Source organism: Pseudochelatococcus contaminans (assembly GCF_014195635.1).
Classification (GTDB): Bacteria; Pseudomonadota; Alphaproteobacteria; order Rhizobiales; family Beijerinckiaceae; genus Pseudochelatococcus; species Pseudochelatococcus contaminans.
Genome location: NZ_JACICC010000001.1, coordinates 643163 through 667981, shown reverse-complemented (window position 1 = coordinate 667981; position 24819 = coordinate 643163). Strand labels below are relative to the sequence as shown.

Sequence of the window (24819 nt, the reverse complement as noted above, 5' to 3'; positions counted from 1 at the left end):
ATGAAACCCATCGGCTACTTCGTACATCATCAGGGTCGGGGCCATGCAGAACGCGCGGCTGCAATTGTCAATGCTCTGCCCGCCGAGCGGCCGGTGACGATTTTCTGCGCCCGCGACGACATCTTTCCAGCCCTGCGTCCCGGCGTCGAAATCGCGCTTATCCCCTCGTTGTTCGAGGCCGGCGGGAACGAAACCGCCGGGATGGCGAGCTTGCCGACACCCGACACGCTGCATTGCGCTCCCGTCGGCTGGCCCGGCATTCGCGCGGCAATGGGGCGCATGGCGCGCTGGTTTTCAGAGCTGGACCCGGCGTTGATGGTGTCCGATGTCTCGGCAGAGGTTGCACAATTGGCGCGGATTTGCTCGGTTCCGCATGTCAAGGTGCTTCAGCACGGCGACCGCAGCGACCCCGGACATCAGGCAGCCTATGCGGGTGCAGCCGGTCTCCTCGCCCCGTTCCATGAGGATCTGGCCCAACCCGATTGGCCAGACTGGATGCGTGCCAAAACGTTTTTTGCCGGCGGGCTTGGACTCAGCGGCACGCTCCCTGACCGCGTTTCAGCCCGCGCCACTCTGGGCATTGACCCTGATGCGACCATCGTTCTGGTTCTTTCGGGCGGTGGCGGCGACGGCTTTGCCTCCGCTCCCCTCGCGGTCGGAGCCCGCGCGATGCCTGATGCGCTCTGGATCACCATCGGCCAGATATCACGCGACTGGCACGCCACAGAGCCGGCGAACCTGCGTCACGATGGATGGGTCAGCAACGCGGCGGATTATCTTGCTGCTGCCGATGTCGTCATCTCGTCCACCGGCAACACCACCTGTCAGGAGGTGCTGTCCGCCGGAACGCCGTGGCTTGTAGTGCCCGAGTGGCGCTACTTCGACGAGCAGGTTGAAAAAGCGCGAGCGTTGGCCCGCGCGGGCGTCGCACACCATCTGCCGCACTTGCCGTCCTCGGCGCAGGCATGGTCACGCGCCATCGCACAAACGCGCGACATGCACGATACGGCCCGCCAGCGCGCCCTGATCACGGACGATGCCGACCAGCGCGCGGCAGACTGGATCGAACGGCTTGTGGCGACCCTGTGGTGGAGCGCCCCTATTACCATCAAGACTAAAACAATGGATGAAGACATGCCGACAGCCAAGCTCCGCTCCGTTTCCGCACTCACCATCGCGCGAGGCCGGGAAGATCATTTGCGCAATGTCGTTCGCGGGTTGGCGCAGCAGAGTTGTCCGCCGGTTGAACTCATCATCGGCGTGATGCAGGACAAGGTTTTCGAGAACCTGCCGGAGACACCCTTCCCCATCCACCAGTTGTTGATCCCCAGCACCGAGCTGCCCCTTGCGCAGGCACGTAATCAGGTCGCTGCCGCCGCCATCGGGGAGGTATTGGCTTTTCTCGATGTCGATTGCATTCCCGCTCCCGGCCTCATCGCCGATTACGCATCCGCCTGCGCGCCCGGCGCGGGTCTCATGATGGGCGAAGTGCTGTATCTGCCGGCCGGGGCAACGCGCAAGGAATGGAGCTACGATTACTTCGCCTCCGTGGGCGAGCGTCATTCGGACAGGCGCGGTCCCCCTGCGCGGGGCGTCGAACGGTGTGATGATTATCGTTGCTTCTGGTCGTTGAATTTCGCCATGCACAAGGCCGACTTCGAGGCCTCCGGCGGCTTCGACGAGCGCTACACCGGCTATGGCGGCGAGGATACCGATTTCGGCCGCACGCTCGATGAGCGCGACATCGCCATTAACTGGGTGAAGGGCGCGCGCGTCTATCACCAGTATCACCCCCACCACATGCCCCCGGTGCATCATCTTGCATCCGTGGTGCGCAACGCCGAGCTGTTCGCCCAAAAATGGGGCCATCGCACGATGGAGCATTGGCTTTATTGCTTCTCGGAAATGGGCCTCATCGAAAACACGCCGCAAGGCCTGCGTATTCTGCGCGCCCCCGGCCCCGAAGAGTTCGAACTGTCGCGGCAGCAGGCACACATGCCCTATGCCAACACCCGGCGCGTGATGGACATCCTGCATGCCCGCAAGCAGCCCGTGGCAACCGGACGCGACCGGGAGAAGGAAGTGGTCGCACTGCAAAGCACCATGCTTCTGCCGGCAGCGGAATGAGGACGCCATGAAAATCGCGGTCATAGCCCACATACGCCACCCCATCGCACCGCCGTTCATGGGGGGCATGGAAGCCCACGCTTTCCACCTGGTGAAAGCGCTTGCGCAACGGGGCCACGCGGTGACGCTGTTCGCATCCGGAGACAGCCAAGCGGCGGCGCGGATTCCGGGCGTGACGCTGCGCCCTGTGATCGAGACGCATTATGACCGCGATTATCCCTGGCAAGATTACATCGGCTCGGAAGTGCTGAACGAGCTTCAGGACAAGGCATTTGCCGCGCTTGGCCGGGAGTTGCTGGATGGGGATTTCGATGTCGTGCATAATAATGCGCTTCACCGTTATCCGCCCCGCCTTGCAAGGGCATATCGCTTGCCAATGGTGACATCCCTGCACGTGCCGCCTTTCGATGCGCTGCTGCGTTCCGTCCGTGAGAGCGCCGCGCCGTGGTCGCGCTTCACCGTCACCTCGCACCGCCAGAGGGACGTATGGTGGCCTGATATGCCGTCGCCCCACGCCGCTGTGGTTTACAACGGCATTGACCTCGCGGCATGGCCGTTCAACGCAAGTGCGGGCGCGGATGGCGCTGTATGGGCCGGCCGCCTCACACCCACAAAAGGGGCGGAACTCGCCATCCGGGCGGCGCAGATCGCCGGGATTCCGCTGACATTGTTCGGTGCGGTCGAGGATCGGCATTATTTTGATACCGTGTTGCGGCCACTCTTTTGCGGCGACATCCGTTACGGCGGGCATGTTTCGGGTGCGGAACTCGCGACTGCCTTTGGGCGCGCATCGGTAATGCTATTCACCCCGCGCTGGGAAGAGCCATTCGGCCTTGCCGCCGTAGAGGCGATGGCGTGTGGTTTGCCGGTGGCGGCGACAGCCATGGGCGCGGTGCCGGAAGTGATCGGTAAAGCAGGTTGCCTCGCGCCGCTAGACGACGCCGAGGCTCTCGCAGCGGCCATGCTCGCAGCCAAGAACATCGACCGCCGGGTGGTCCGCGCCCGGGTTGAGCGGCTTTTCGGGATCGACAGCATGATTGATGGCTACGAGGTAGAATACCGGACCGCGATAGCCAGCGTACATCACGATGAACCACCAGTCTCATTCCCGGAAATCGAACTGCGCGTCGATCCCGCCTTCCAGCGATCAGCCGCATGAGCCCGATAGCTTAAGCCACCACGATAAACTCCGGCTCGTAACTAACTGGAAAGTTGACGGAGCGCGCGATAAAACACACCTCGTGGATACGATGATGGATGGCGGCAGCGCGCTCCAGATCGGGATTTTCCTGTAACGTGATTCTGGGCCGCAGCGTCGCGGCGATAAACCGCCCAGCCCCGGAGGGCGCAACTTCACCGATGCCGACGGGGTTGTCCTCATAAGCGCTGACAACAAGACCGGCTTCCGAGGCATAATGCAGATACCACAACATATGGCATGCCGAGAGGGCGGAGATCAGCAGATCTTCCGGGTTCATCTTGCCCGGATCGCCGCCGAGCAGCGGGTCGTTCGAGCAGTGCACCACTGGCTTACCCGGCACGGCGATATCCCAGGTGCGGTCATAGCTGCGATAATGAACCGTTCCCTCGCCCCGGTTTCCCGTCCATACGATGCGCGATTCATAGTTATGGCTCATGAGCGTTTCCCGTCACCGATACCGGCTGAAGACCAACGCGGCATTGACGCCGCCAAACCCGAATGCGTTTGACAGGACGTGCTCAATATTGACCCGCTGCGCGGCATCGGCAAGCAGATTGAACCCTTCTGCCTCCGCCATTGGCCGCTCGATGTTCAGGCCCGCAGGAGCCAACTGATTTTGCAGGGCGAGGACTGAAAACACAGCCTCGATTGCACCGGCTGCGCCGAGCATATGCCCGGTGGCGGATTTGGTCGAGCTGACGGGAATTTTAGCCGCGCCCGCGCCGAAAACCTTTTCCAGTGCAGCCAGCTCCGCGGCGTCGCCAACCGGCGTCGATGTGGCATGGGCGTTGATGTAACCAATAGCGTCCGGCGCGATGTCTGCCATTCTTATCGCAATCTCCATGGCGCGCGCGGCTTCGCGACCGTCCGGCCAACCTGCGGTGACGTGATGCGCATCCGTCGTGGTGCCGTAGCCGGAGAGAACGGCGAGAGGCTGAGCGCCGCGCCGCTCGGCGTGGCTCAAACGCTCGATCACCAGCATGGCCGCCCCTTCGGACAGGACAAACCCGTCGTGATCGCTGTCGAAGGGGCGTGAGGCCCGGTGCGGCTCGTCATTAAAGCCAAAGGACAACGCCTTCGCCGCCGTGAAACCGCCGATGGCGACCGGATCGACGCATCCCTCTGTGCCGCCGCAGATCGCTATATCGGCCTCACCGGCGCGGATCAGACGCATGGCATCGCCAATGGCCTGCGCGGACGCGGCGCAAGCCGTGGTCGGGGAACCCGCAGGCCCATGAAAACCAAACCGGATTGCGATCTGGCCAGCCGCCAGATTGGGCAGGAAAGACGGCACGACGAACGGTGACAGCCGCCGCACACCAGCCGTGCGAACAATCTCGCTGGCGGCGGTGATCGCCGGGACGCCGCCAACACCGGTGCCAATCACGGTGGATGTGCGGGCACGATCCGCAACGGCCTCAGGCGTCCATCCGGCCTGCGCCAGAGCTTCAGCGGCAGCGGCGACGGCATACTGAATGAACAGGTCGTTGCGGCGCAGGTCGCGGGCGTCCATGTGCCGTTCCGGATCGAAACCGTCCGCATCTTCTGTATGCGCGGGCACCAGCCCGGCAATTTGGCACTTCCAGCCGGTGGAATCGAAGCGGGTATTCGTGCGGATACCGCTTTGCCCGGATGTCAGACGACGCCAGTTCGTCTCCACGCCTACCCCAAGCGGTGATACCGCGCCAAGCCCTGTAACGACGATGGGTTCCGACATGCCAACTCCTTCCACGGTTGATATGTGCATATACACATATACCTTGAAAGGCAAGCGGCGGCAGCGCTTATCCTCCGGCCAACCGTTTGGATATACGCAGGTATGTCTCCGCATCCTCCGGCGATATGCCTTCCATGAGGGCGGCCTGGGATTCCTGCCACAGCAGGAGGAGACGGTCGAGCAGCGGGTTTCCGATGTCCGTCAGCTCACAAACGCGCGCATTTTTCGGGGCATTCGCCACGCGCCGCACGAGGCCATTGCGCTCCAGCACATCCAGATTGCGCGTGAGGCTCGTCCTGTCGAGCGCAATGAGCTGCGCCAACGACATGACGGGCTGGCCAGGGTGGAAACGGATTGCGGCCAGCAGCGACAATTGCTGCACCGTCACGCCAAAAGGCTTGAGCCGCGCGTCGCCGACTCTCAGCAGCGCTCGCGAAGCCGCGACGGTGTTTAAAACGAGGCAGCGGGCAAGGTCTTCAGGCAGAATGGTCATGGGACCATATAGCCCCCTCGCCCCTTAGTCGGTCAATGCCGCTGGCGCGGGTTCGCGCGGTGGCAGTCAAATCGTCATGCGGCGAGCGCCGCCGCGTCCGGCGGGCTGCCGAACGCGATCTGCCGGTCGCTCATTTTGCGGATGAGTTCCGCATCGTGGCTGACGATCAGCACCGCGCAATTGCGCTCGCGTGCCACCTCGGCAAGCAATTCCACCGTCTCCTGCTGGGTGATGAGATCGAGGCGCGATGTCGGCTCGTCCGCGAACAGGAAGACGGGATCGAGCAGCAGAACCCGCAACAGAGCAAAGCGCTGTAACTCGCCGCCGGACACCTGCGTCGGCAAACGATCAAGCAGACCCGGCGACAGGCGCAGGCGCTCCAGCAGCGGCGCGATCCGGCTGCCGTCGAGACCGTGAAGGCGCACGAGATCGTTGAGCGCACGCCTGATCGGCACCTTCTGCGGGAACGCGGCGGGTGGGTCCTGATACAGCTTCTGAAACCGCACGCGCGCGACGCCTTCCGCGCGTGTAACCGTGCCGGCGTCGGGCGTCACGAGATCCAGCAAGATATCGCCGAACGTGCTTTTGCCGCAGCCGCTGGGCCCGGTGATGCCGACGATCTCGCCGGGAAGAACTGTCAGATCACGGTTCTCAAACAGCAATTGCCCACCACGGGTTTTGGCAAGCCCCGCCGCAGTGAGTACTGGCTTCACGCCGGCGGAACGCTTTGGCGCGGCGTTCCGCTCCGGCCATGCCGACGGATCGGCCGCAATCAGGCGCTTCGTATAGTCGTGACGGGGTGCGCCCAGAACATCGGCGGCAGGCCCCTGCTCGATGATCTGGCCTTCGAGCACGACTGCGATGTCGCCGCCCATCTGCCGCGCCAACTCCAGATCATGGGTAATGGTCAGCAGGCCGCCGCCGTCTTCGATCTCCTTCAGCAGCAACGCAATCACCTCGTCGCGGCGAAAAACGTCGAGGCCCTTGGTCGGCTCGTCGGCGATCACGATGCGCGCGCCGCCCGCTCTTGCAGCGATGAAGGCCACGCGCTGCGCCATGCCGCCCGACAGTTCCGAGGGCAGCTTGTCACCGGCATTGCCCAGCCCCAGTGCTGCCAGATCGGCCGAAGCGCGGATGCGTGACTGCACTGCCGGCAGGCCGCGCACCAAACGGTAGCCCTCTTCCACCTGCTTGCGCGCGCGCATGGTTGGATCGAGCGCCAGCCACGGCTCCTGCGGCAACACCCCGAGCGTGCGCCCCCACAGGGCGCGATGTCCCTGCCCGCTCGCCAGATCGAGCCGCTGATCTCCCACAGTCACACGCCCTTCGGCGCGCAAGCCGCGCGGCAGAGTGCCCATGATCGCTTGTGCCAGCAGGCTCTTGCCAGAGCCGGTTTCGCCAAGGATGGTGAAAGGCCGCCCGGCTTGCAGCGTCAGCGAGGCCGGATGCACCAGCAGATGGCTGCTGAAAACGGCAACGTCCTCAGCGACAAGAAGAGTGCTCATCGGCTGTTGCTCCCCGCGATCAGATTGAGGCTTAAAATCAGCAGAAACACCGCCACCACCGGCTGAAGCAGCGCATGGGGCGCTTCGTGGTAATAGGGCAGCAGTTCCGTCATCATGAGGCCGAGTTCCGGCGTCGGCGGCCGCACGCCTACGCTGACGAAGCTCAGAGCCGCGATGGCAGCGATGGCCGATGCCGCGCCGAAAGCTCCGACGGTCAGCACGAGCGGCGCGATTTCCGGCCAGATATGGCGGCGCACGATGTAGAGCGGCCCGAACCCGAGCAATTGCGACGCCTGAACCGCCGGCGACAGCACAAGCGCCCGCGTGATGGACCGGGTCAGGCGGAAATACTCGATCCACAGCACCAGCGAGATGCCGACATAAAGCGCCCACGGGGCATCCTGCACGATGGCGATGAACATCAATACTAGCAGCAGCCCCGGCAAAGCCAGAAAGGCATCCGCCACCAGCGAGATGAGACGATCCGTCCAGCCGCCCTTCCACGCCGCCAGAATACCCAGCGCTATTCCCGGCACGGCCGCCGTGATGACGCTGAGGAATGCGAGGCCCAGCGACAGGCGCAGCGCAGCCGACATGCGTGCGAGCATCGAACGGCCAAGGTGGTCGTAACCCAGCGGCTCAAGCACGGTTGGCGCGCCCAGCACGTTGCGCAGGCTCTGGCGGGTGGGACTGCCGTCGAACACGAACGGCGTCACGAAGGCGAAAGCCACAATCGCCGCGAGAAGCGCCACGCCGATAATCCGCTGTGTGGACCAGAAAGAGCGCTCCGCCACGAGCGGCAATGAGAGATCGGCAGCCATGGAAAGTCAGTCTCCGGAAAATCAGGCCCGCGCCACGCGCGGATCGAGCCAGCGGCAGGCGAGATCGACGCCCGTGTTCAGCACCACGAACATGAGGCCCATGACGAGCGCCGTGCCCTGAATCATCGGCACATCGCGAGCGAAGATCGCATGCACCAGCGCATGGCCGATTCCCGGCCATGCAAAGAGCGATTCCACGACGACGACGCCCTCGATCAGATAGACGAATTGCACACCGAGATACGTCACGATGGGCACCGCCACGTTGCGCATGCCGTGGCGCGCAAACACCTGCCGCTCGGACAGACCCTTGGTCCGCCCGAAGGCATAATAGGGCGATTGCGCGACGCCGAGCATGGCATCGCGCGCCACCCGCGCCGATACAGCCGCAAGGCCCAGCGCCAGCGTGAGCGCCGGCAGCGCAAGATTGCTCGCGCTGCCGTGGCCCGCCGCAGGAAACCAGCCAAACTCGCGCGCCAGCAGGATGATGAGCAGCAAACCGAGGACGAATGCCGGCAGCGAGCGCAGGCCGCTGGACACGACCAGCAGCACACGATCCAGCCATCCGCCCGGCCGCAATCCGGCCAGCACGCCAAGCGGCGGCCCGATGAGCAGCGACAGCAGCACGGCAGCGAGCGACAACTCGACCGTGGCGCCGAACTGGTGCACGATCTCCTTGATAACCGGCGCACCGGAGATCAGCGAGTTGCCGAAATCGAGCCGCAGAATATCCCACAGCCAACTGCCGAGCGCGGTAAGCGCCGGCTGTTCGAGGCCAAGCTCCCGCCGCACCGCGTCGGCAGCCGCCGTGTCCACCATGTCATAGCCATAGCGCCCTGCGGCAATGCGATAAGCCATGTCGCCGGGGAGCGAGCGCACCAGAATGAAGGTGAGAACGCCGACAAGCAGCGCCACCATGACAGCCTGCGCCAAACGGGGCAGAATAACGGTCCGGACGACCGGAGGGATGAAATGATTGCTCATGGTGTGACCGTTCACGGAGCCTTGCGCACCTTCGCGAGACCGAAGCTGCGCTCGAACGGATCGAGGCGTGCGCCCTCCACCTTCTTCGACACCGCCGCCGTCTGCTGATACCAGGCCACCGGAATCACGGGCAGTTCCGCTTGCAGGATGCTCACGGCCTTGTCGCGCAGCACCTGACCCTCGCTGGCATCGGCGGTGCGGGACAGGGCGTCGATAGCCGCGTTGAATTCGGCATTGGACCAGTTGAGCGCCCCCCAGTCGCCGCCCTGGGGCGGATAGTCCTGAAGAATGGTTCCAATCGGGTCAGGCACCAGCGCGAAGTTGCGTGCGACAAGGCCCAGTTCCAGCGTGCCGTCCTGATGCTTGGCCGGTATCTCACTTGAGTTGGTGGAGTTAATGGTGGCGGCAATGCCGACCTCGCGAAGCTGCTCCTGCAGCGCGGCCGCGATCAACGGCAGCTCGGGCCTGTCCGGATAGGTCGTCAACGTCACGGCGAAACGCGTGCCGTCCCGCTCCAGAACGCCATCGTTGCCGGGCGTCCATCCCGCCTCCGCCAGCAGCGCCTTTGCCTTGTCGATATCATAGGCCAGCGGTGCGATGCTCTTGTTGTGCCACGTGCCGACGCTGGGCGGGAAAAGCTGTGTAGCGCCCGCGTCCGGCAGGCGCAGAATGGCCGTGGCAATACCCTCACGATCAATGGCCGCACTCAGCGCCTGACGTGTGGCGACATCTTTAAGAGCCGGATGCCCTGCATTGACCTTGAGCAGCACCGTGCGGGGAATCGCGATGGACAGCACATCAACCTTGTCGCCCTTCTCAAGCCGCACGCGGCTGGCGGGATCGAGGTTCAGCACATAATCCGCATCGCCGCTCTCCGCCAGCAAGGCGCGGGTCTCGCCTCGTCCGGCAGCCAGATAGTTGGCCTTGGCAATCGCCGGTTTCTCGCCCCAATAACCATCGAAACGCTCGACCGAGAACTTCAACGGCGGCTCGAAAGCCCCAAGGCTGAACGGCCCGGTGCCGATCACTTTCACAACCGTATCATCCGCTGCATAAGAGGCAGGAGCCAGGATCTGCGTGGTGTTGTGGGCGAGGAAGGCAAGCAGCGGCGCGAAGGGTTGCTTGAGGGTGACGACGACCGTCTCACCTTCCGGCGCGATGCTCTCGATGGGAGCCTTCGCCAGCAATCCGCCCGAACGTGCAAGCGCCACGTTAAGCGCGTGGGTGATGCTTTCCGCCGTCAGATTCGATCCATCGTGAAACACCACACCGGGCAGCACGAAGAATCGCCACACCTTGCCATCGTCTGACACTTCCCATCGCTCAGCCAGCGCCGGCAGCGGCTTGCCGTTTTCATCCACGTCGACCAGCGTTTCAGCAACGCCTGTCCTCAGAAATACATCGCCGGACGTGGAAGGCTCCATGCTCTTGACCTCAAACGGGGCCACGACATTAAACACTTCCGCGCCGGAAGCTGCGCGCACTGGACCCGACACACCGAGCGCGATAACGAGCGCCCCGACGGACACGGATAAAATGGAAGCGGCCTTGCCGAACATCGCCTGAATCCTGATCTGAAAGAGATATTGAAATGTTATATTGTTTCAATAACGGAGCGTCTTTCACTTGTCCAGCACGATTAACGCCTGCCAAAAAATTGGAATCATTACATTTTTTGAATAAGGAGATCGGCTTCTGTCCTGTCGCGTTGACGGATGCCAGGCGAGTTGGACTGCCTCGGCATCTGGAAATCGATGCCAGCGTCGGGATCGATCCCCGCCAATTGAGAGCGCAGGCGCTGACTATTCTCCCGCGCGCAGGCGTGGCGGCCCAGCGGATAAAGAGTTCCGGCACGGGACGATTCTCGGTTTTCCTGACCTATCGACAAATCGAAAGATAGGCCATACAGGACGCAATCTCGCAGGACGCAATCCGGCCACGGCCATGTTCGCGGTTTTGCGGAACGCGTTCATCTTCATCGTTCGGCTGCATCCTGCCGCGGCTGTGAGGACAGAGAAAATTGAGGTTCGTCGATGTCCACAACCATCAACCGCTGGATCATACTGGCGGCGGTGATGCTGGCCAGCCTGCCCATCGTCATCGATATGACGATCCTGCATATCGCCGTGCCGACGCTCTCCATTGCGCTGGAAGCGTCGGGAACTGAAGTCCTCTGGATCATCGACACCTATTCCCTGCTGATGGCCGGGCTTCTCGTGCCCATGGGCACCCTGGCGGACAGGGTCGGACACCGGCGCATTCTGCTGATCGGCCTGGTTGTCTTCGGCTTTGCCTCCGTGGCGGCGGCATTTTCTCCAACCGCAGCCGCGCTGATCGCATCGCGCGCGGCGCAGGCTGTGGGCGCGGCGATGATCATGCCGTCCGTGCTCGCCATCATCCGGCAGACCTTCGGCGGATCACGGGAACTGCCCCTCGCTCTTGGCCTGTGGGGAACGGTCGCCTCCGCCGGTGCGGCCATCGGCCCGCTGGTCGGCGGGGCCTTGCTGGAGCATTTCTGGTGGGGGTCTGTGTTCCTCATCAACGTGCCGGTGATGCTCGCCATCTTCCCCGTGGTCATGATCGCGCTGCCCAACCGGAAAACGGTTGCCGAGGGACATTGGACCATCGGCCAGGCGCTGCTGTTGATCGTCGGCATCATCGCCATCGTCTACGCCATCAAAAGCGGTTTTGGCGCGGGCGGACTTTCCCTGCCGGTGGTGCTGGCGCTGTTGCTCGGCGTGGCCTTGCTCGCATTGTTCGTTCGCCAACAGCTCACAGCGCCCACGCCAATGCTCGACCTGGCGCTTTTCGCCAATCCCGCAATCACGGCGGGCCTTGTCATGGCGCTCGTGGTTGCGGGGGCGTTGGCGGGCGTCGAACTCACCATCGCTCAGGAGTTGCAATACGCCATCGGCCGGACACCGCTTCAGGCGGCGCTGTTCATGTTGCCGCTGATGCTGGGCTCCCTTTTCGGAGGGCCATTCGCCGGCGTCATCGTGGACAGGTTCGGGTTACGGCTGGTCGCATCGGCGTCCCTGTTCGTGTCGGCAATCTGCCTTGCAGGGCTGGGATCGAGCGATTTCCACGACGCTGGCTTCATGGTGATCGCCTATCTGGCGGCACTGGGCGTCGCGCTGAGCGTCGGCCTGACCGCCTCCTCCGTGGCCATCATGAGCAGCGTGGCCGGTAACAAGGCAGGCGCCGCCGGCGCGCTGGAAGCCACAGGCTACGAACTTGGCGCGGGCCTCGGGATCACGATTTTCGGCGTGCTGCTATCGTCCATCTACAGTTCGACAATCCGCTTGCCGGAAGGATTGGACGGCGCGCTGGCAGAGAGCGCCAGTCACTCGATCGGCGAGACGTTCATCGCTGCTGAAAAGCTTGGCGAGGAAGGCAAGCAGGCATTGATTACGGCAGCGCAATCAGCCTTTTCCTCCGCCCATGCCACAGTGCTCCTGACCGCCGCAGTGCTGATTGCCCTGCTTGCGGTCTACGTCTTCCTTGCGTTGCGGCAGTATCGCCCGGTCGACGACGCAGCACACTGATTGCGCGGACGTGGAGAGCGCCAGAGCAGCTCCACACTCCAGCCATCAATCAGCCTGTCGCCCGCCACCGGGTCAGTAACGCGCGCAGTGCCGCTGGTTTCAGCGGCTTGTTGAGGACGTGGACGCCCACCGCTTCGGCCTGCTGGCGCACGGCAGGAGAGCGGTCCGCCGTGAGCAGAATCGCTGGCCGGTCATGCCCCAGCCTCTCCCGCAGCATTGCAATCGCCCCAAGGCCGTCGCCCTCGTCCAGATGATAATCGGCGATGATCACATCGGGCCTGGCTTCCGCTTGGTTCAACATGTCAAGCGCCGATGCCGCCCCATCCGCCACCATAACGGTGCACCCCCACCCGCCGAGCAATTGCTGCATACCGGCGATGATCGCCGGCTCGTTATCGATGGCAAGAATGCGCAATCCATCCAGCCCGATGAGCGGCACGGGCGCGGAGAGCGCTGGCGGTTCGGGCGCGACTGGCGAGGCCAGCGGCACCGTCACGGTGAACACTGTGCCCCGGCCCGGTTCGGACCGCAGGGTGACGGGATGCCCCAGCACGCGGCTGGAACGCTCCACGATGGACAGCCCCAGCCCAAGTCCACGCGCCACTTTCGCCCCCTGCTGAAGACGATGGAACTCCCGAAAAACCAGATGCTGCTGGGCGTGAGGGATGCCCTGGCCCGTGTCCCACACCTCGATGCTGACGGTATCGCCGCGCTGACGCGCCCCCACCAACACCTTGCCCTCGGCCGTGTATTTGATGGCGTTCGAGACAAGGTTCTGCAACATGCGCCGCAGCAAGCGCCGATCCGAACGCACCGTTAGCGCCGGCGCAACGACTTTCAGCCGGATGCCTTTTTCCCGCGCGGCGGGGTCGAACTCCCGCTGCAACTGCTTCAGCAAATCATCGATGCGAAGGCTGGAAATCTCCGTCTGCATCGCCCCGCTATCGAGGCGCGAAATATCGAGCAAAGCCGTCAGGATTTCCTCAACCGCATCCAGTGATGCCTCGACATTTTCCGCCAGTAACGGGTCGCCCGCCTTGCGGTCACGCTCGATGAGAGAGGTGGCGTAAAGCCGCGCCGCATTGAGCGGCTGGAGAATGTCGTGGCTGGCAGCGGCGAGGAACCGCGTCTTGGAGGCATTGGCCTCATCGGCCTCGGCCTTGGCCCGCGTAAGCGCGACGTTGAGTTGCGTCAGTTCCTCGGTTCGCTCGCGCACGCGCTGCTCCAACGCCTCTTCCGCCGCCACGGTGTCGGTAATATCGGTATAGGTTGTCACCAACCCGCCATCAGGCAGGTGGTTGGAGCGCACCTCGATGACGCGGTTTGTCGGCATCAGCTTGAGGCGCACCGGCTCCAGATCGCTGACGAGGCTGGAAAGGCGCGCGGTGACCAGATCGTCCGTAGCGCCGGAGCCGTAAGATCCGCGCCCGGCATTGTAGCGCAGGATTTCATCAATCCCGATGCCGAAGCGCACCAGATCGGCAGGCAGGTCGTAAAGATCGCGAAAGGCCCGGTTCCAGCCGATCAGGCGCAGATCCCGGTCGAGAATGGTGATGCCCTGCCGGGCATGGTCGAGGCCGTGCTGAAGGATGTCGCGATTGTACTGGATGGTCGCCGACGCATCGTCGAGCAGCCGCAGCGCCTCGTGCGTGGACAGGTTGCGCCCGCGCAGCAGCAGCGACAGCACCAGCCGCGACGACGATGCGCCGATGGCCGAGGCCAGCAGGTGTTCCGCATAGCGTAATTGATGAATATCCGCGTCGCCGGATGTCGGCCCGCCGCGCTGGGCGGTGAAGCTGTCGAACGCGCGCGCCGTGCGCTCCTCGCCCAGATAACGCGCCACCGCGGCGCGCAGATCCTCAACCGATACGGGCGAACTGCGCAGCCAGAATATCTGCGAGCCGCCGGGCGGCGTACCGTCCGCGCCGATGAACGCATTGGCCTGCAATCGCTCCAGCGCCGTCTCCGGCCGCAGCAGCGAGAACACGATATAGGCCGCAAGATTGATCGCGAGGCTCCACAAAACGCCGTGTGTCAGCTCCGGCAAATGGGTGCCGAACAAAGCCGTTGGCCGCAGCGCCTCAACCGCGAAAGGCCCCTGCTCCACCAGCGATGTCCATGCTTCGTCGCCGCTGGCAAGGCTGGGCAGCAGAAGCGTGTAGGCCCACGTTGCGAAGCCGGCGATCAGCCCGGCGCTGGCGCCGAGCGCGGTTCCACGCCGCCACAAAAACCCGCCGACAAAAGCCGGCCCGAGCTGGGCTATCGCCGCGAACGACAGAAAGCCGATTGAGGCCAGCGCGGCATCGCCGGACACCCGGTAATAGACGTAGGCGAGCAGGATGACGCAGACGATGGAACCGCGCCGCACCAGCAGCACGAAGCCGCTCAGATCGCCGGTGTTATGCGTGTTCATTCTGGCGCGCCGGCGCAGGATGAACGGGATGATGAGATCGTTCGATATCATGATCGCCAGCGCGACCGAGTCGACGATCACCATGGCAGTCGCCGCCGACAGGCCGCCGACGAAGGCAATCAGCGCCACCGGATATGCCCCCGCAGCCAGCGGCAACGCCAGCACGGTCATATCGGGGTCGATCTCGCCGGGGGAAAAAGCCGCCTGCCCTGCCAGCGCCAGCGGCAGCACGAAAAGATTGATCGCCACCAGATAGAGCGGGAACATCCACGCGGCCCGGCGCACGTCCGAAATCTCGCGGTTTTCGACGATCATCATGTGGAACTGGCGCGGCAGCAGCATCGCCATGCCCAGCGACAACAGCGTCAGCGTCAGGAACGTGACCGTACCGGATGTTCTCTGCTGCATATCGGACGCCGGATAAGCCGCCGCCGCGCGCTCCAGAATATCGCTGACACCGTCGAACATGATGTAGGTGACGAAGATGCCCACCACCAGAAACGCGATCAGCTTGACCAGCGATTCCAGCGCGATTGCCAGCACCAGCCCGTCCTGATGCTCTGTGGCGTCAACGTGCCGCGTCCCGAAGGCGACCGCGAAGATGGCCAGCACGCCCGCAACAACGAAGGCCAGATCGACGCCAAGCGATGCCGGCGACAGCAGCATCGTCTCGGGTGCGGCCTCAAAAAACACCGTCAGCGATGACGACACCGCCTTGAGCTGCAACGCGATATAGGGAATGACGCCGATCGCGGCGATCACGGTCACCAGCACGGCAACGCGGTCGTTCTTACCATAGCGTGCGGCGAGAAAGTCCGCGATGGAGGTGATGTTCTGCGCTTTGGCAACCTCCGCAATGCGGATCACAAAGCGGAACCCGATCCCCAGCAGCAGGATCGGGCCGATATAAACGGTGAGAAAATCCAGCCCCGACGTGCCCGCGAGGCCGACAGAGCCGAAGAACGTCCATGACGTGCAATAGACCGCCAGCGCCACGGCATAAATGCTGGCCCGCGCGCCGCCGCCGATCAGCCGCCGGCCGAACGTGTCGCCGAGATGCGCCACCGCAAACAGGCCGCACAGGTAAACCAGCGCTACGACAACGACGACCCACCCGGCCAACGCAGCTCCCCCGCTACGCAACCGGGCCGCACTCAACTCCCGAGGGCGGCCCGATCCTGATCTTTTGAGCGATTTTTTCCGATTGAACGGCTTTATTCAATCAGAAAACGTATCAGCTCTGCACGCCTTCCACCAGCCAGTCGATCTTGAGCAGGTCGGCATCGCTGATGGTCTCACCGGCGGGCACGCGCTCCACGCCCTTCTGATCCTTGATCGGCCCGGTGAACGGATGCAGCGAACCGTCGATGATGCCGTTCTTCACGGCGTCGGCAGCCTGCTGCACATCCTCCGGCACCTTGTCGTTATAGGGGGAGATCTGGATCAGGCCTTCCTTCAGCCCCCACCACTTGTCCTCCGGCTCCCAGGTGCCATCAAGAACCTTGTTGACGCGCTCGATGTAATACGGCCCCCAGTCATACACGATGGCGGAGAGGTGGGCATTCGGCGCGAAGCGGCTCATGTCCGATGCCTGCCCGAAAGCATAGGCCCCACGCGATTCGGCGACCTGCATCGCTGCCGGGCTGTCGACGTGCTGCACGATGACATCCGCCCCGCCATCGATCAGCGCCTTGGCGGCGTCGGCTTCCTTGCCCGGATCGTACCAGGTGTTGAGCCAGATCACCTTGACCTTGATATCGGGGTTCACCTTCTGTGCCGCCAGCGTGAAGGCGTTGATGCCCATGATCACTTCGGGAATGGGGAACGAGGCCACATAGCCGATGACGCCGGACTTGGACATATGCCCCGCCACGGTGCCGTGCACGGCGCGCCCCTCATGGAAACGGCCATTATAGATGCCAACGTTCGGCGCCTTCATATAGCCTGTGGCATGCTCGAACTTGGCCTTGGGAAACTGACGCGCGACACGGATGGTCGGCTGCATGAAACCGAACGAGGTCGCGAAAATGAGCTCATTGCCCTCGCTCGCAAGCTGGCGGATGACGCGTTCGGAGTCCGGCCCTTCCTTGACGTTCTCGACGAACGTCACCTTCACGCGGTCGCCGAACTCCTTCTCGACGGCCTGCCGCGCCTGATCGTGCGAATAGCTATAGCCATGGTCGCCGATGGGGCCGACATAAACGAAGCCGATCTTCAACGGGTCTTGGGCAAAAGCCATGCTGCCGCTGGCGAGCACCAGCGCGGCTGCGCCCGCACCGATCAGCAGCGACCGGCGCGATATGCCACGCGTTGAAACCTCAGGAACGATAATCTTGCTGGACGACATCTGTATCCCCCTCGGAAGTTGCCGAGCGTCATAGTGTGTAGAACTTTTCGAGACGTTTTAAAACAACATGGCGTTTTAAAACAATGCCGCCGTCAGCCGGACGGGCGGAATGGCCGGCCTAGCGCCGCCGGCGCGCCGAAAGTGCGGCTGCGTGCAGCGCCTGCCGAGATCACCGTCAGCACCAGAATAGTGGCGACATAGGGCAGCATCGAGAACAGTTCGGACGGCAGCCCCCACGCCCCTTGCGCGTGCAGCTGGAAAATACCCACGCCGCCGAAAAGATAGGCGCCCACCAACAACCGCCACGGCCGCCACGCAGCGAAAACCACCAGCGCCAGCGCGATCCAGCCCCGCCCGGCCGTCATCGATTCGGCCCACATCGGCGTGTACGACAGCGACAGGAACGCGCCTCCAAGGCCCGCCATGAGGCCGCCGAACAGGCACGCGCCGTAGCGGATGGCGATGACCGGATGCCCCAGCGCATGCGCCGCCTCGGCGGATTCTCCCACCGCACGCAGCCGCAAACCGGCCCGCGTGCGATTGAGATACCACCAGAGCACCGGCACCATCGCGATTGAAAAATAGATCAGAAAATCATGCCGGAACAGCAGCGGCCCGATAACGGGCAAGTCACTCAGCCCCGCAACATCCAGCTTCGGCAGCGCGGCGACCGGCTGGCCGACATAAGCCGAGCCGATCAGCGCCGACAGGCCGATGCCGAAAATCGTCAACGCCAGCCCCGAGGCCACCTGGTTCGCGGACAGCGTCAGCGTGAGAAACGCAAAAACCAGCGCCATCGCCATACCGGCAGCGGCGGCGGCGGCCAGCCCGGCGATATGCGAACCCGTCAGCAGCGTCACCGCAAAGCCTGCCATCGCGCCCATCAGCATCATACCCTCGATGCCGAGGTTGAGCACACCGGCGCGCTCCACCACCAGTTCTCCGCTCGCCGCCAAAAGCAGAGGCGTCGCAGCGCTGATGATAGCGACGATGATCGGCACGGCCAGTTCCATCATGGCGTCACCGCCTTGCCGTTCGTTGCGGGAACACGGCGGATGCGCAGGCGCAAAAGCCCGTCCGCCGCCAGCAGATAAAACAACAGCATGCCCTGGAACACGCCCGTAGCCGCCTGCGGCAAGCCCGAAACGATTTGCGCATTCTCGCCGCCGATATATGTCAGCGCCATCAGCAGCGCCGCGGCGACGATGCCAAGCGGGTTCAAGCGGCCCAGAAACGCCACGATGATCGCCGTGAAGCCGTAGCCCGGCGTCAGCGTCGGCACGAGCTGACCGATCGGCCCGGCGACCTCGAATGCGCCCGCCAACCCGGCCGCACCGCCGCCAACGAGAAATGCCAGCCACGTGGTGCGCCGCGCGTCGAACCCGGCATAGCGTGCCGCGCGCGGCGCATCGCCGACGATGCCGATCTGAAAGCCGATCACGGTACGCGCCATCACGAACCACGCCACCAAAGCCACAAGCACCGCGACAATCGCGCCGGGGTGCAGCCGCGAACCCTCCTGCAACACCGGCAGCAGCGCGGCATCCGAGAAAAGGCGTGTCTGCGGAAAATTAAACCCGTCCGGATCTTTCCACGGGCCGAAAACGAGCATCTGGAGGATGAGCAGCGCGATATATGTCAGCATCAGGCTGGTGAGGATTTCGTTCACCCCGAACCGCGTTTTGAGAAACGCTGGAATCGACGCCCACGCCATGCCGCCCAGAATCGAAGCCAGCAGCATCAGCGGCAAAATCCACCAACCGATCTCGTTCCAGAACGCCAGCGCCACGCCGCCCGCAGCGATGGCGCCGATGGTGAGTTGCCCTTCCGCACCGATATTCCATACATTGGCGCGAAACCCCACCGCCAGCCCGCAAGCGATCAGCGCCAGCGGCGCGGCTTTGACCCCGAGTTCCGTCAGGCTGTAAAATGTCAGCAAGGGCGCGATCAGAAACTGATATAGCGTATCGGCGGGGTTGAGGCCGAGCGCCATGAACAGCAGGAACCCGGTGCCGACAGTCAGAAGCACCGCGAGCAGCGGTGCAGCAACGCGGATAGCCGTGCTGTCCGGCCTGCGATCAATCCTAAGCGGCATTCCGCGCGCCTCCCCCGGCTCCGCCCATGAGCAGCCCGATCTCCTCCACCGTTGCGCGCGCGGTTTCCAGCGAGCGCGATAACCTGCCATTGCTGATGACGGCGATGCGATCGGTCAGTGACATCAGCTCATCGAGATCCTGCGATACCACGACGATTGCCGCCCCGCCCCGCGCCAGCCCCGCCAACGCGGCATGGATCGCCGCCGCAGCCCCGGCATCGACGCCCCAGGTTGGCTGCGCCACGACGAACACGGAAGGGTTTTGCAGCACCTCCCGGCCAACAATGAATTTTTGCAGATTGCCGCCCGACAGACTTGTAGCCGGCACGTCGACGCCGAAAGTGCGCACGTCGAACGCGCGCACGATCTCCTGCGCGAACCGGCGAACGTTGCCACGACGCACGATGCCGTTCCACAGCAAGCCTGCGCGGCGGCGCGCGGTCAGCAAGGTGTTGAACGCAAGCGTCATGGAAGGCACCGCCGCGTGACCGTTTCGCTCCTCCGGCAGCGTAAACAGCCCCCGCCCGCGCCGCGCTTCCGCATTCAGACGCCCGACCGGATGTCCATCGACAACGATGCTATCCGCCACCGGCGCACGCCATTCGCCGGCCAGCGCCTCCACAAGTTCATCCTGACCATTACCGGCGACACCGGCGATGCCGAAAATTTCGCCAGCATTGACCGAAAAACCGATATCGGCCAGGGCAACACCGAATGCCCCACCGGCTGGACGATTCAGTCCCTTCACCGTCAGGCGAATATCCTCGGAGGTGGTGACGAGTTGGCGTCGCGGGGCATCGAACTCCGAACCGATCATCATTTCCGCCAACGACTTCGCCGTCTCCGCCGCCGGATCGCAAGTGCCGACCACCTGCCCTGCGCGCAGCACAGTCGCCCGGCTGCACAGCGCCCGGATTTCCTCAAGCTTGTGGCTGATATAGAGAATGGAACAGCCCTCGCCCGCCAGCCTGCGCAGGGTCGCAAAAAGCGTTTCCGCCTCCTGCGGCGTCAGCACGGATGTCGGCTCATCCATCACGAGAAGCTCGGGATTTTGCAGCAGGCAGCGGACGATCTCCACCCGCTGCCGCTCCCCCATGGACAAGCTGCCCACGAGGCGGTCAGGATCAAGCGGCAGACCATAGCCGGTCGAGACGGAGGCAATACGCTCCGAAAGCTCTCTCCGGTCGGGAGCATCATCGAGCCCTAGCGCAATATTTTCGGCAACCGTGAAAGCGTCGAACAGCGAAAAGTGCTGGAACACCATGCCGATGCCCAGCTTACGCGCCGCACGGGGATCGCTGGGCGCGACCAGCTTGCCATCCCACCGCATGGTGCCGGCATCGGGTTTCAACAGGCCATAGATGATTTTGACGAGCGTGCTTTTGCCGGCGCCGTTTTCGCCCAGCAGCGCATGAATTTCACCGGGGGCGATGGCGAACGACACAGAGTCGTTCGCGATAACCGCTCCGAACCGCCGGGTAATGCCGTCGAGCGACAGGCGCGGTGTCTCGGCAGGCATAACGGCGGCGGGCTCCATCATACAAAGACTGTGAACGGAAAAAACGCCGCGCTGACATCGTCACAATTGACGGCCACCACTGACGTTTTCTTCATCGGACAGATAACTCAGCCTCTTCATACCATGAAAAAGGTGGAAAACAGACTCATGAAAGTGGATAATGCCATTGTGTCAGGCTGGTTACGGCGCTTTTCAACACACTTCGACAGTGCGTCTCCGTCTTGACTTGCCACCTGACTTGCATGCCGCCACACATTGTGACAGAAGTTCCACCGCATTGGCGACATGATCCGCACCGTCGCCGCGCCTGCGCCGTATCGCGCGCATGCATTGCGGGCCAGTAGCTCAATGGTTAGAGCCGACCGCTCATAACGGTCTGGTTGGGGGTTCGAGTCCCTCCTGGCCCACCAATCATTTCAACGTGTTACATCATCAATTCGGCAGTGGCCCCATCAAAACAGTCGGGATCACGTGCCGAATCACGTCTGGCGAGGCCGATCTCAGAGTATCGCGGAAGCGTGCCTGATCGAGACCGGCCGTCTGTCTAAACTTATGCGCCGATGTCGACGGCGACCGAGCCGATCCCTTCGAACGACACTTCAACCCGCGTGCGCGGACCGACAAACGTGATTCCGGTCCATGAGCCTGTTGTGACGTAGGCGCCCTCGCGGATTCCGCCGAGGCTTGTTGCACCGCCATTTGCCAACCACGCCAGCAAACGCGCGGAGGGACCGGCGGCATTGCCGCCGCGCTGGTCCAGCACAACCTCGCCATTGACGAGGAGTTTGACCGGCTGGTGCGATGCATCCACCGAAAGGCCAGTCTCTCTGCCGGAACCGACAATGAGTGCGGCATGGTTGAACTGATCCGCGATCTGGCTCAACTGGCCCGCGCCCTTCCACACGGCAAAGTGCGTGTCGACAAGCTCAATCGCCGCATGGACGGAGCCGACAGCCGACAGAACTTCCTCTTCCGTATAAGGGCGTTCGCGCGGCGGCAGGGCCTTGTCGAAACGGTAGACGGTCTCGGCCTCGACACCTACGACAGCATGTCCCGCGTGCGGCACATTGGCTGGCGACAGCAGAACCGTTTGCGCCGTCAATGCCGCCCTGAACGGCTCTGCCGCGGCATCCCTCGCACCGACTTTCCAGCCAACGACGGGGCCAAGGCGGGAAATCAGCGCATCCTGAATGGCGTAGGCCGCCTTCCATGTCGTGGGGCGCAGATTCTCAGGCAAATCGACAATGCGGGGGCCGCCGTTGCGTGGGGACAGAAGCCGCTCGGCAGCCGCTTCGATACGCTCTTCAGAATTATGGTTTGTCATGAAAACCTGCTCCGTCGTGCGCGAACCGATGATTCGCTGATCGGCCGCCTTGCCGGGAAGCGCCGCCGACTGTCTGTCAGGCTGGAAACCAGCGGTGACGGTTATCGGCAAAAACGAGGACGCGGCCCTGCCAGATCGGCAGTTGAACGACCGATTGTCCCGAATGACCTGCCAGTAGCGCTAGCATTACGCGCGCAATGCCGCCATGCGCCACGATCACGGTATCCCGCTCAAGCGTGTCCAGAAACTGCTCGACACGCCGCGCCGCGCCAGCGTAGCTCTCCCCTTCCGGCGGAGCAAAATTCCAGCGGTCGGCATCCCGCTCGCGCACCATCGCGGCATTGGCGACGCGAATTTCCGGCCAAGTTTTGCCTTCCCAGATACCAAAGGCAATTTCACGCAACCGCGGCTCGAACACAACGGAATCGTCGTCGGGAAGACCGAGCACGCCGCGCAGCAGACCCATCGTCTCACGCGTGCGCGTGAGGGGGCTCGACACATAGTCGAGCGTGCCGAAATCCGGACGCAGCTTGCGAAGATGATGCCCCACCTGCTCGGCCTGCTTGCGCCCGACGGCGTTAAGCGGCACATCCCGCTCACCCTGCAAGCGGGCTTCGGCGTTCCAGTCCGTCTCGCCGTGGCGGACGAAATAGATAGTGGGGCGTGTCACGGATTACTCCTTGCCTAACACGATATCGGGCGCGGTAGGGTTCTTCATGCCAACGACATGATAACCAGCATCGACATGGTGCACTTCGCCGGTGACGCCGCGCGAAAGGTCCGACAGAAGATAAACGCCGGAATCACCAACGTCTTCCGGCGTAACCGTGCGACGCAGCGGCGAATTATACTCGTTCCAGCGCAGAATATAGCGGAAATCGCCGATGCCGGAAGCCGCAAGCGTCTTGATCGGCCCGGCCGAAATGGCGTTGACGCGAATGTTCTGCGGACCAAGATCCGCCGCAAGATAACGCACGCTGGCTTCCAGCGCGGCCTTGGCGACACCCATCACGTTGTAATGCGGCATCCACTTTTCAGCGCCGTAGTACGTCATGGTGAGAATCGACCCACCGTTCGTCATCAGCTTTTCCGCGCGCTGCGCGACGGCGGTGAGCGAATAGCACGAGATCAGCAGCGAACGCGTGAAATTGCCTTCGGTCGTGTCGATATAACGGCCGGTCAACTCGTCCTTGTCGGAGAAGGCGACGGCGTGAACGAGAAAGTCCAGCCCGCCCCACAGCTTCTCCACCTCGGCGAAAACCGCGTCGATGCTGGCGGCATCGGTCACGTCGCAATGACCAACGACATGCCCCCCGATTTCCGCAGCCAAAGGCTCGACCCGTTTCTTGAGGGCATCCCCCTGATAGGTGAAAGCAACCTCGGCTCCGTGCGCGCGCGCTGCCCGGGCGATTCCCCAGGCGATGGAGCGGTTGTTCGCCAGCCCAAGAATAAGGCCGCGCTTGCCAGCCAGAAGCGGCCCGGGCGTCGCGAAAATCTCTGCCATGACGTCAATTTTCTCTTTTCAAAATTGGGACCAACCCGTCCATGAAAGCCACTTAATACCCGAGCCCGCCGCTGGGGGCAACGGGCGAAAAAACGCCCGATGTCTGAAAATCAGCCTGAAACAAGGACGTGCCGGGATTTTTCCGCCAAAGTTGCATACCTTCGGGAAGGTAAAGTGTGACAATTGTCAAACCTTGTCACACCTTCGCTTCGGCGCGTCGTTTGCGCATCAACTCCTCAAGCTCGGCATCGGGGATCGTCGGCAATTGCACATCGATTGAAACGATGAGATCGCCCTGCCCGTCCTTTCCGGGTAAACCCTTGCCACGCAAACGGAAGTTCTTTCCACCGCCAGAATACGCCGGGATGTTCATCGACACGGCTCCCGTCAGAGTCGGCACGCGCACGCTCGCACCGAGCACCGCATCCTCCAGCGAAACAGGCAGCCGCAGCCGCAGATTCTGACCATCAACAGTAAAATCACGATGCGGCGCGATATGCACCGTCAGCAGCGCGTCGCCGGGTTCGCCGCCGAAGGGACTCGGATCGCCGAGACCGCGCAGACGAATCGTTTGCCCGTCACGCACGCCCTTGGGCAATGTCACCTCAACCTCGCGGCCCGTGGGCAGGCTGACACGGCATTTGCCACCGGCAACGATCTGCTCCATCGTCACGGTGATTTCCGCCTCGACATCCTGACCGCGCGGCCGTTCGCGCGCGCTTTGCCGGCCGCGTGTTTGCGCGCCGGCCCCGCCCCGGCCACCGCCGGTGCGCAGCGTCTCGCTGAAGATGTCCGCAAAGATATCGCCGGGGTCGAATCCACCCCCACGACTGCCGAACGGACTGCCGCCGGTGGAATAGCGGAAGCCCTCGAAGCCGCCCGCACCGCCCCCGCCGCCGAAATTCGGGGCGCGCGGCTTGCCTTCGGCATCGATCTCGCCCCGGTCGAACTGCGCGCGCTTGTCCTTGTCGCCGAGGACTTCGTAAGCGGTATTCAATTCGGCGAACCTGTCCTTGGCGGTCGGATCGTCCTTGTTATGATCGGGGTGCCATTCCTTCGCCAGACGACGAAACGCCTTCTTGATGTCGGCTTCCGTGGCCGTTTTGGAAACGCCCAATACCTGATAAGGGTCGCGCATCAATCCACTCCAGAGGCGGCGGCCGGCTATCAGGTGATCGCCTCATCCGGCACCGCAACAAACATGTCCTCTACCAAACAGCCCCG

The 24819-nt window shown here is 63.3% G+C and carries 19 protein-coding genes and 1 tRNA gene; 4 read left to right on the top strand and 16 right to left on the bottom strand.

Going from position 1 to position 24819, the window contains the following annotated elements:
- Positions 1 to 2127 carry a galactosyltransferase-related protein gene (locus FHS81_RS18650; RefSeq protein WP_210281500.1) on the top strand — a complete coding sequence of 709 codons (2127 nt, stop codon included), beginning with the start codon at positions 1 to 3 and terminating at the stop codon, positions 2125 to 2127.
- A gap of 7 nt (positions 2128 to 2134) precedes the next feature.
- Complete coding sequence (locus tag FHS81_RS02840) at positions 2135 to 3286, top strand: glycosyltransferase (protein ID WP_183750494.1); 1152 nt, start codon at positions 2135 to 2137, stop codon at positions 3284 to 3286.
- Between the two features lie 10 nt (positions 3287 to 3296).
- Here the strand turns inward: FHS81_RS02840 and FHS81_RS02835 are convergent, their stop codons facing one another.
- The 7 genes from FHS81_RS02835 to FHS81_RS02805 form a co-directional block, all read right to left on the bottom strand.
- Positions 3297 to 3764 carry an OsmC family protein gene (locus tag FHS81_RS02835; RefSeq protein ID WP_183750493.1) on the bottom strand — a complete coding sequence of 156 codons (468 nt, stop codon included), beginning with the start codon at positions 3762 to 3764 and terminating at the stop codon, positions 3297 to 3299.
- Between the two features lie 12 nt (positions 3765 to 3776).
- A complete protein-coding gene (gene fabF, locus FHS81_RS02830) occupies positions 3777 to 5045 on the bottom strand; it encodes a beta-ketoacyl-ACP synthase II (protein ID WP_183750492.1) in 1269 nt (422 codons plus the stop codon).
- Positions 5046 to 5112: 67 nt separating this feature from the next.
- Positions 5113 to 5538 (bottom strand): MarR family winged helix-turn-helix transcriptional regulator, encoded by a 426-nt coding sequence (locus tag FHS81_RS02825; protein ID WP_183750491.1) that lies wholly within the window; start codon positions 5536 to 5538, stop codon positions 5113 to 5115.
- A 74-nt stretch (positions 5539 to 5612) separates the two neighbouring features.
- Positions 5613 to 7043: an ABC transporter ATP-binding protein gene (locus FHS81_RS02820; protein ID WP_183750490.1), complete on the bottom strand. Its 1431-nt coding sequence runs from the start codon at positions 7041 to 7043 to the stop codon at positions 5613 to 5615.
- Positions 7040 to 7864 (bottom strand): ABC transporter permease, encoded by an 825-nt coding sequence (locus tag FHS81_RS02815; protein WP_183750489.1) that lies wholly within the window; start codon positions 7862 to 7864, stop codon positions 7040 to 7042. The genes FHS81_RS02820 and FHS81_RS02815 overlap by 4 nt, the downstream gene beginning before the upstream one ends.
- A 21-nt stretch (positions 7865 to 7885) precedes the next feature.
- Positions 7886 to 8848, bottom strand: coding sequence for an ABC transporter permease (locus tag FHS81_RS02810; protein WP_183750488.1), 963 nt, complete (start codon positions 8846 to 8848; stop codon positions 7886 to 7888).
- An 11-nt stretch (positions 8849 to 8859) separates the two neighbouring features.
- Positions 8860 to 10407 carry an ABC transporter substrate-binding protein gene (locus FHS81_RS02805; RefSeq protein WP_183750487.1) on the bottom strand — a complete coding sequence of 516 codons (1548 nt, stop codon included), beginning with the start codon at positions 10405 to 10407 and terminating at the stop codon, positions 8860 to 8862.
- Between the two features lie 474 nt (positions 10408 to 10881).
- Here FHS81_RS02805 and FHS81_RS02800 point away from each other — a divergent pair, with 474 nt between their 5' ends.
- Complete coding sequence (locus tag FHS81_RS02800; protein ID WP_183750486.1) at positions 10882 to 12393, top strand: MFS transporter; 1512 nt, start codon at positions 10882 to 10884, stop codon at positions 12391 to 12393.
- A 49-nt stretch (positions 12394 to 12442) separates the two neighbouring features.
- On the opposite strand, the gene FHS81_RS02795 is transcribed toward FHS81_RS02800, so the two are convergent.
- From FHS81_RS02795 to FHS81_RS02775, 5 genes are all read right to left on the bottom strand, one after another.
- The gene (locus FHS81_RS02795; protein WP_183750485.1) at positions 12443 to 15928 is read right to left on the bottom strand and encodes a hybrid sensor histidine kinase/response regulator; all 3486 of its coding nucleotides are present in this window, start codon (positions 15926 to 15928) and stop codon (positions 12443 to 12445) included.
- A gap of 112 nt (positions 15929 to 16040) precedes the next feature.
- A complete protein-coding gene (locus tag FHS81_RS02790; RefSeq protein WP_183750484.1) occupies positions 16041 to 17153 on the bottom strand; it encodes a BMP family ABC transporter substrate-binding protein in 1113 nt (370 codons plus the stop codon).
- Between the two features lie 92 nt (positions 17154 to 17245).
- Positions 17246 to 18166 carry an ABC transporter permease gene (locus tag FHS81_RS02785; protein WP_210281525.1) on the bottom strand — a complete coding sequence of 307 codons (921 nt, stop codon included), beginning with the start codon at positions 18164 to 18166 and terminating at the stop codon, positions 17246 to 17248.
- Complete coding sequence (locus FHS81_RS02780; protein ID WP_183750482.1) at positions 18166 to 19248, bottom strand: ABC transporter permease; 1083 nt, start codon at positions 19246 to 19248, stop codon at positions 18166 to 18168. Before FHS81_RS02780 ends, FHS81_RS02785 begins: the two co-directional genes overlap by 1 nt.
- Entirely contained in the window at positions 19238 to 20767 is a 1530-nt protein-coding gene (locus FHS81_RS02775) for an ABC transporter ATP-binding protein (RefSeq protein WP_183750481.1), read from the bottom strand. Before FHS81_RS02775 ends, FHS81_RS02780 begins: the two co-directional genes overlap by 11 nt.
- 334 nt (positions 20768 to 21101) lie before the next feature.
- Between FHS81_RS02775 and FHS81_RS02770 the strand changes: the two genes are divergently transcribed.
- A tRNA-Ile gene (locus FHS81_RS02770) sits at positions 21102 to 21177 on the top strand.
- A gap of 140 nt (positions 21178 to 21317) precedes the next feature.
- On the opposite strand, the gene FHS81_RS02765 is transcribed toward FHS81_RS02770, so the two are convergent.
- The 4 genes from FHS81_RS02765 to FHS81_RS02750 all read right to left on the bottom strand — a co-directional run bounded on the left by FHS81_RS02765 (position 21318) and on the right by FHS81_RS02750 (position 24733).
- Positions 21318 to 22091, bottom strand: a complete 774-nt coding sequence (locus tag FHS81_RS02765; RefSeq protein ID WP_183750480.1) for a 2-keto-4-pentenoate hydratase — start codon at positions 22089 to 22091, stop codon at positions 21318 to 21320.
- Between the two features lie 76 nt (positions 22092 to 22167).
- The gene (locus FHS81_RS02760; protein ID WP_183750479.1) at positions 22168 to 22761 is read right to left on the bottom strand and encodes a histidine phosphatase family protein; all 594 of its coding nucleotides are present in this window, start codon (positions 22759 to 22761) and stop codon (positions 22168 to 22170) included.
- A 3-nt stretch (positions 22762 to 22764) separates the two neighbouring features.
- Positions 22765 to 23595 carry an enoyl-ACP reductase FabI gene (fabI, locus tag FHS81_RS02755; RefSeq protein WP_183750478.1) on the bottom strand — a complete coding sequence of 277 codons (831 nt, stop codon included), beginning with the start codon at positions 23593 to 23595 and terminating at the stop codon, positions 22765 to 22767.
- A 196-nt stretch (positions 23596 to 23791) separates the two neighbouring features.
- Positions 23792 to 24733 (bottom strand): DnaJ C-terminal domain-containing protein, encoded by a 942-nt coding sequence (locus FHS81_RS02750; RefSeq protein ID WP_183750477.1) that lies wholly within the window; start codon positions 24731 to 24733, stop codon positions 23792 to 23794.
- Positions 24734 to 24819 lie beyond the last annotated feature (86 nt).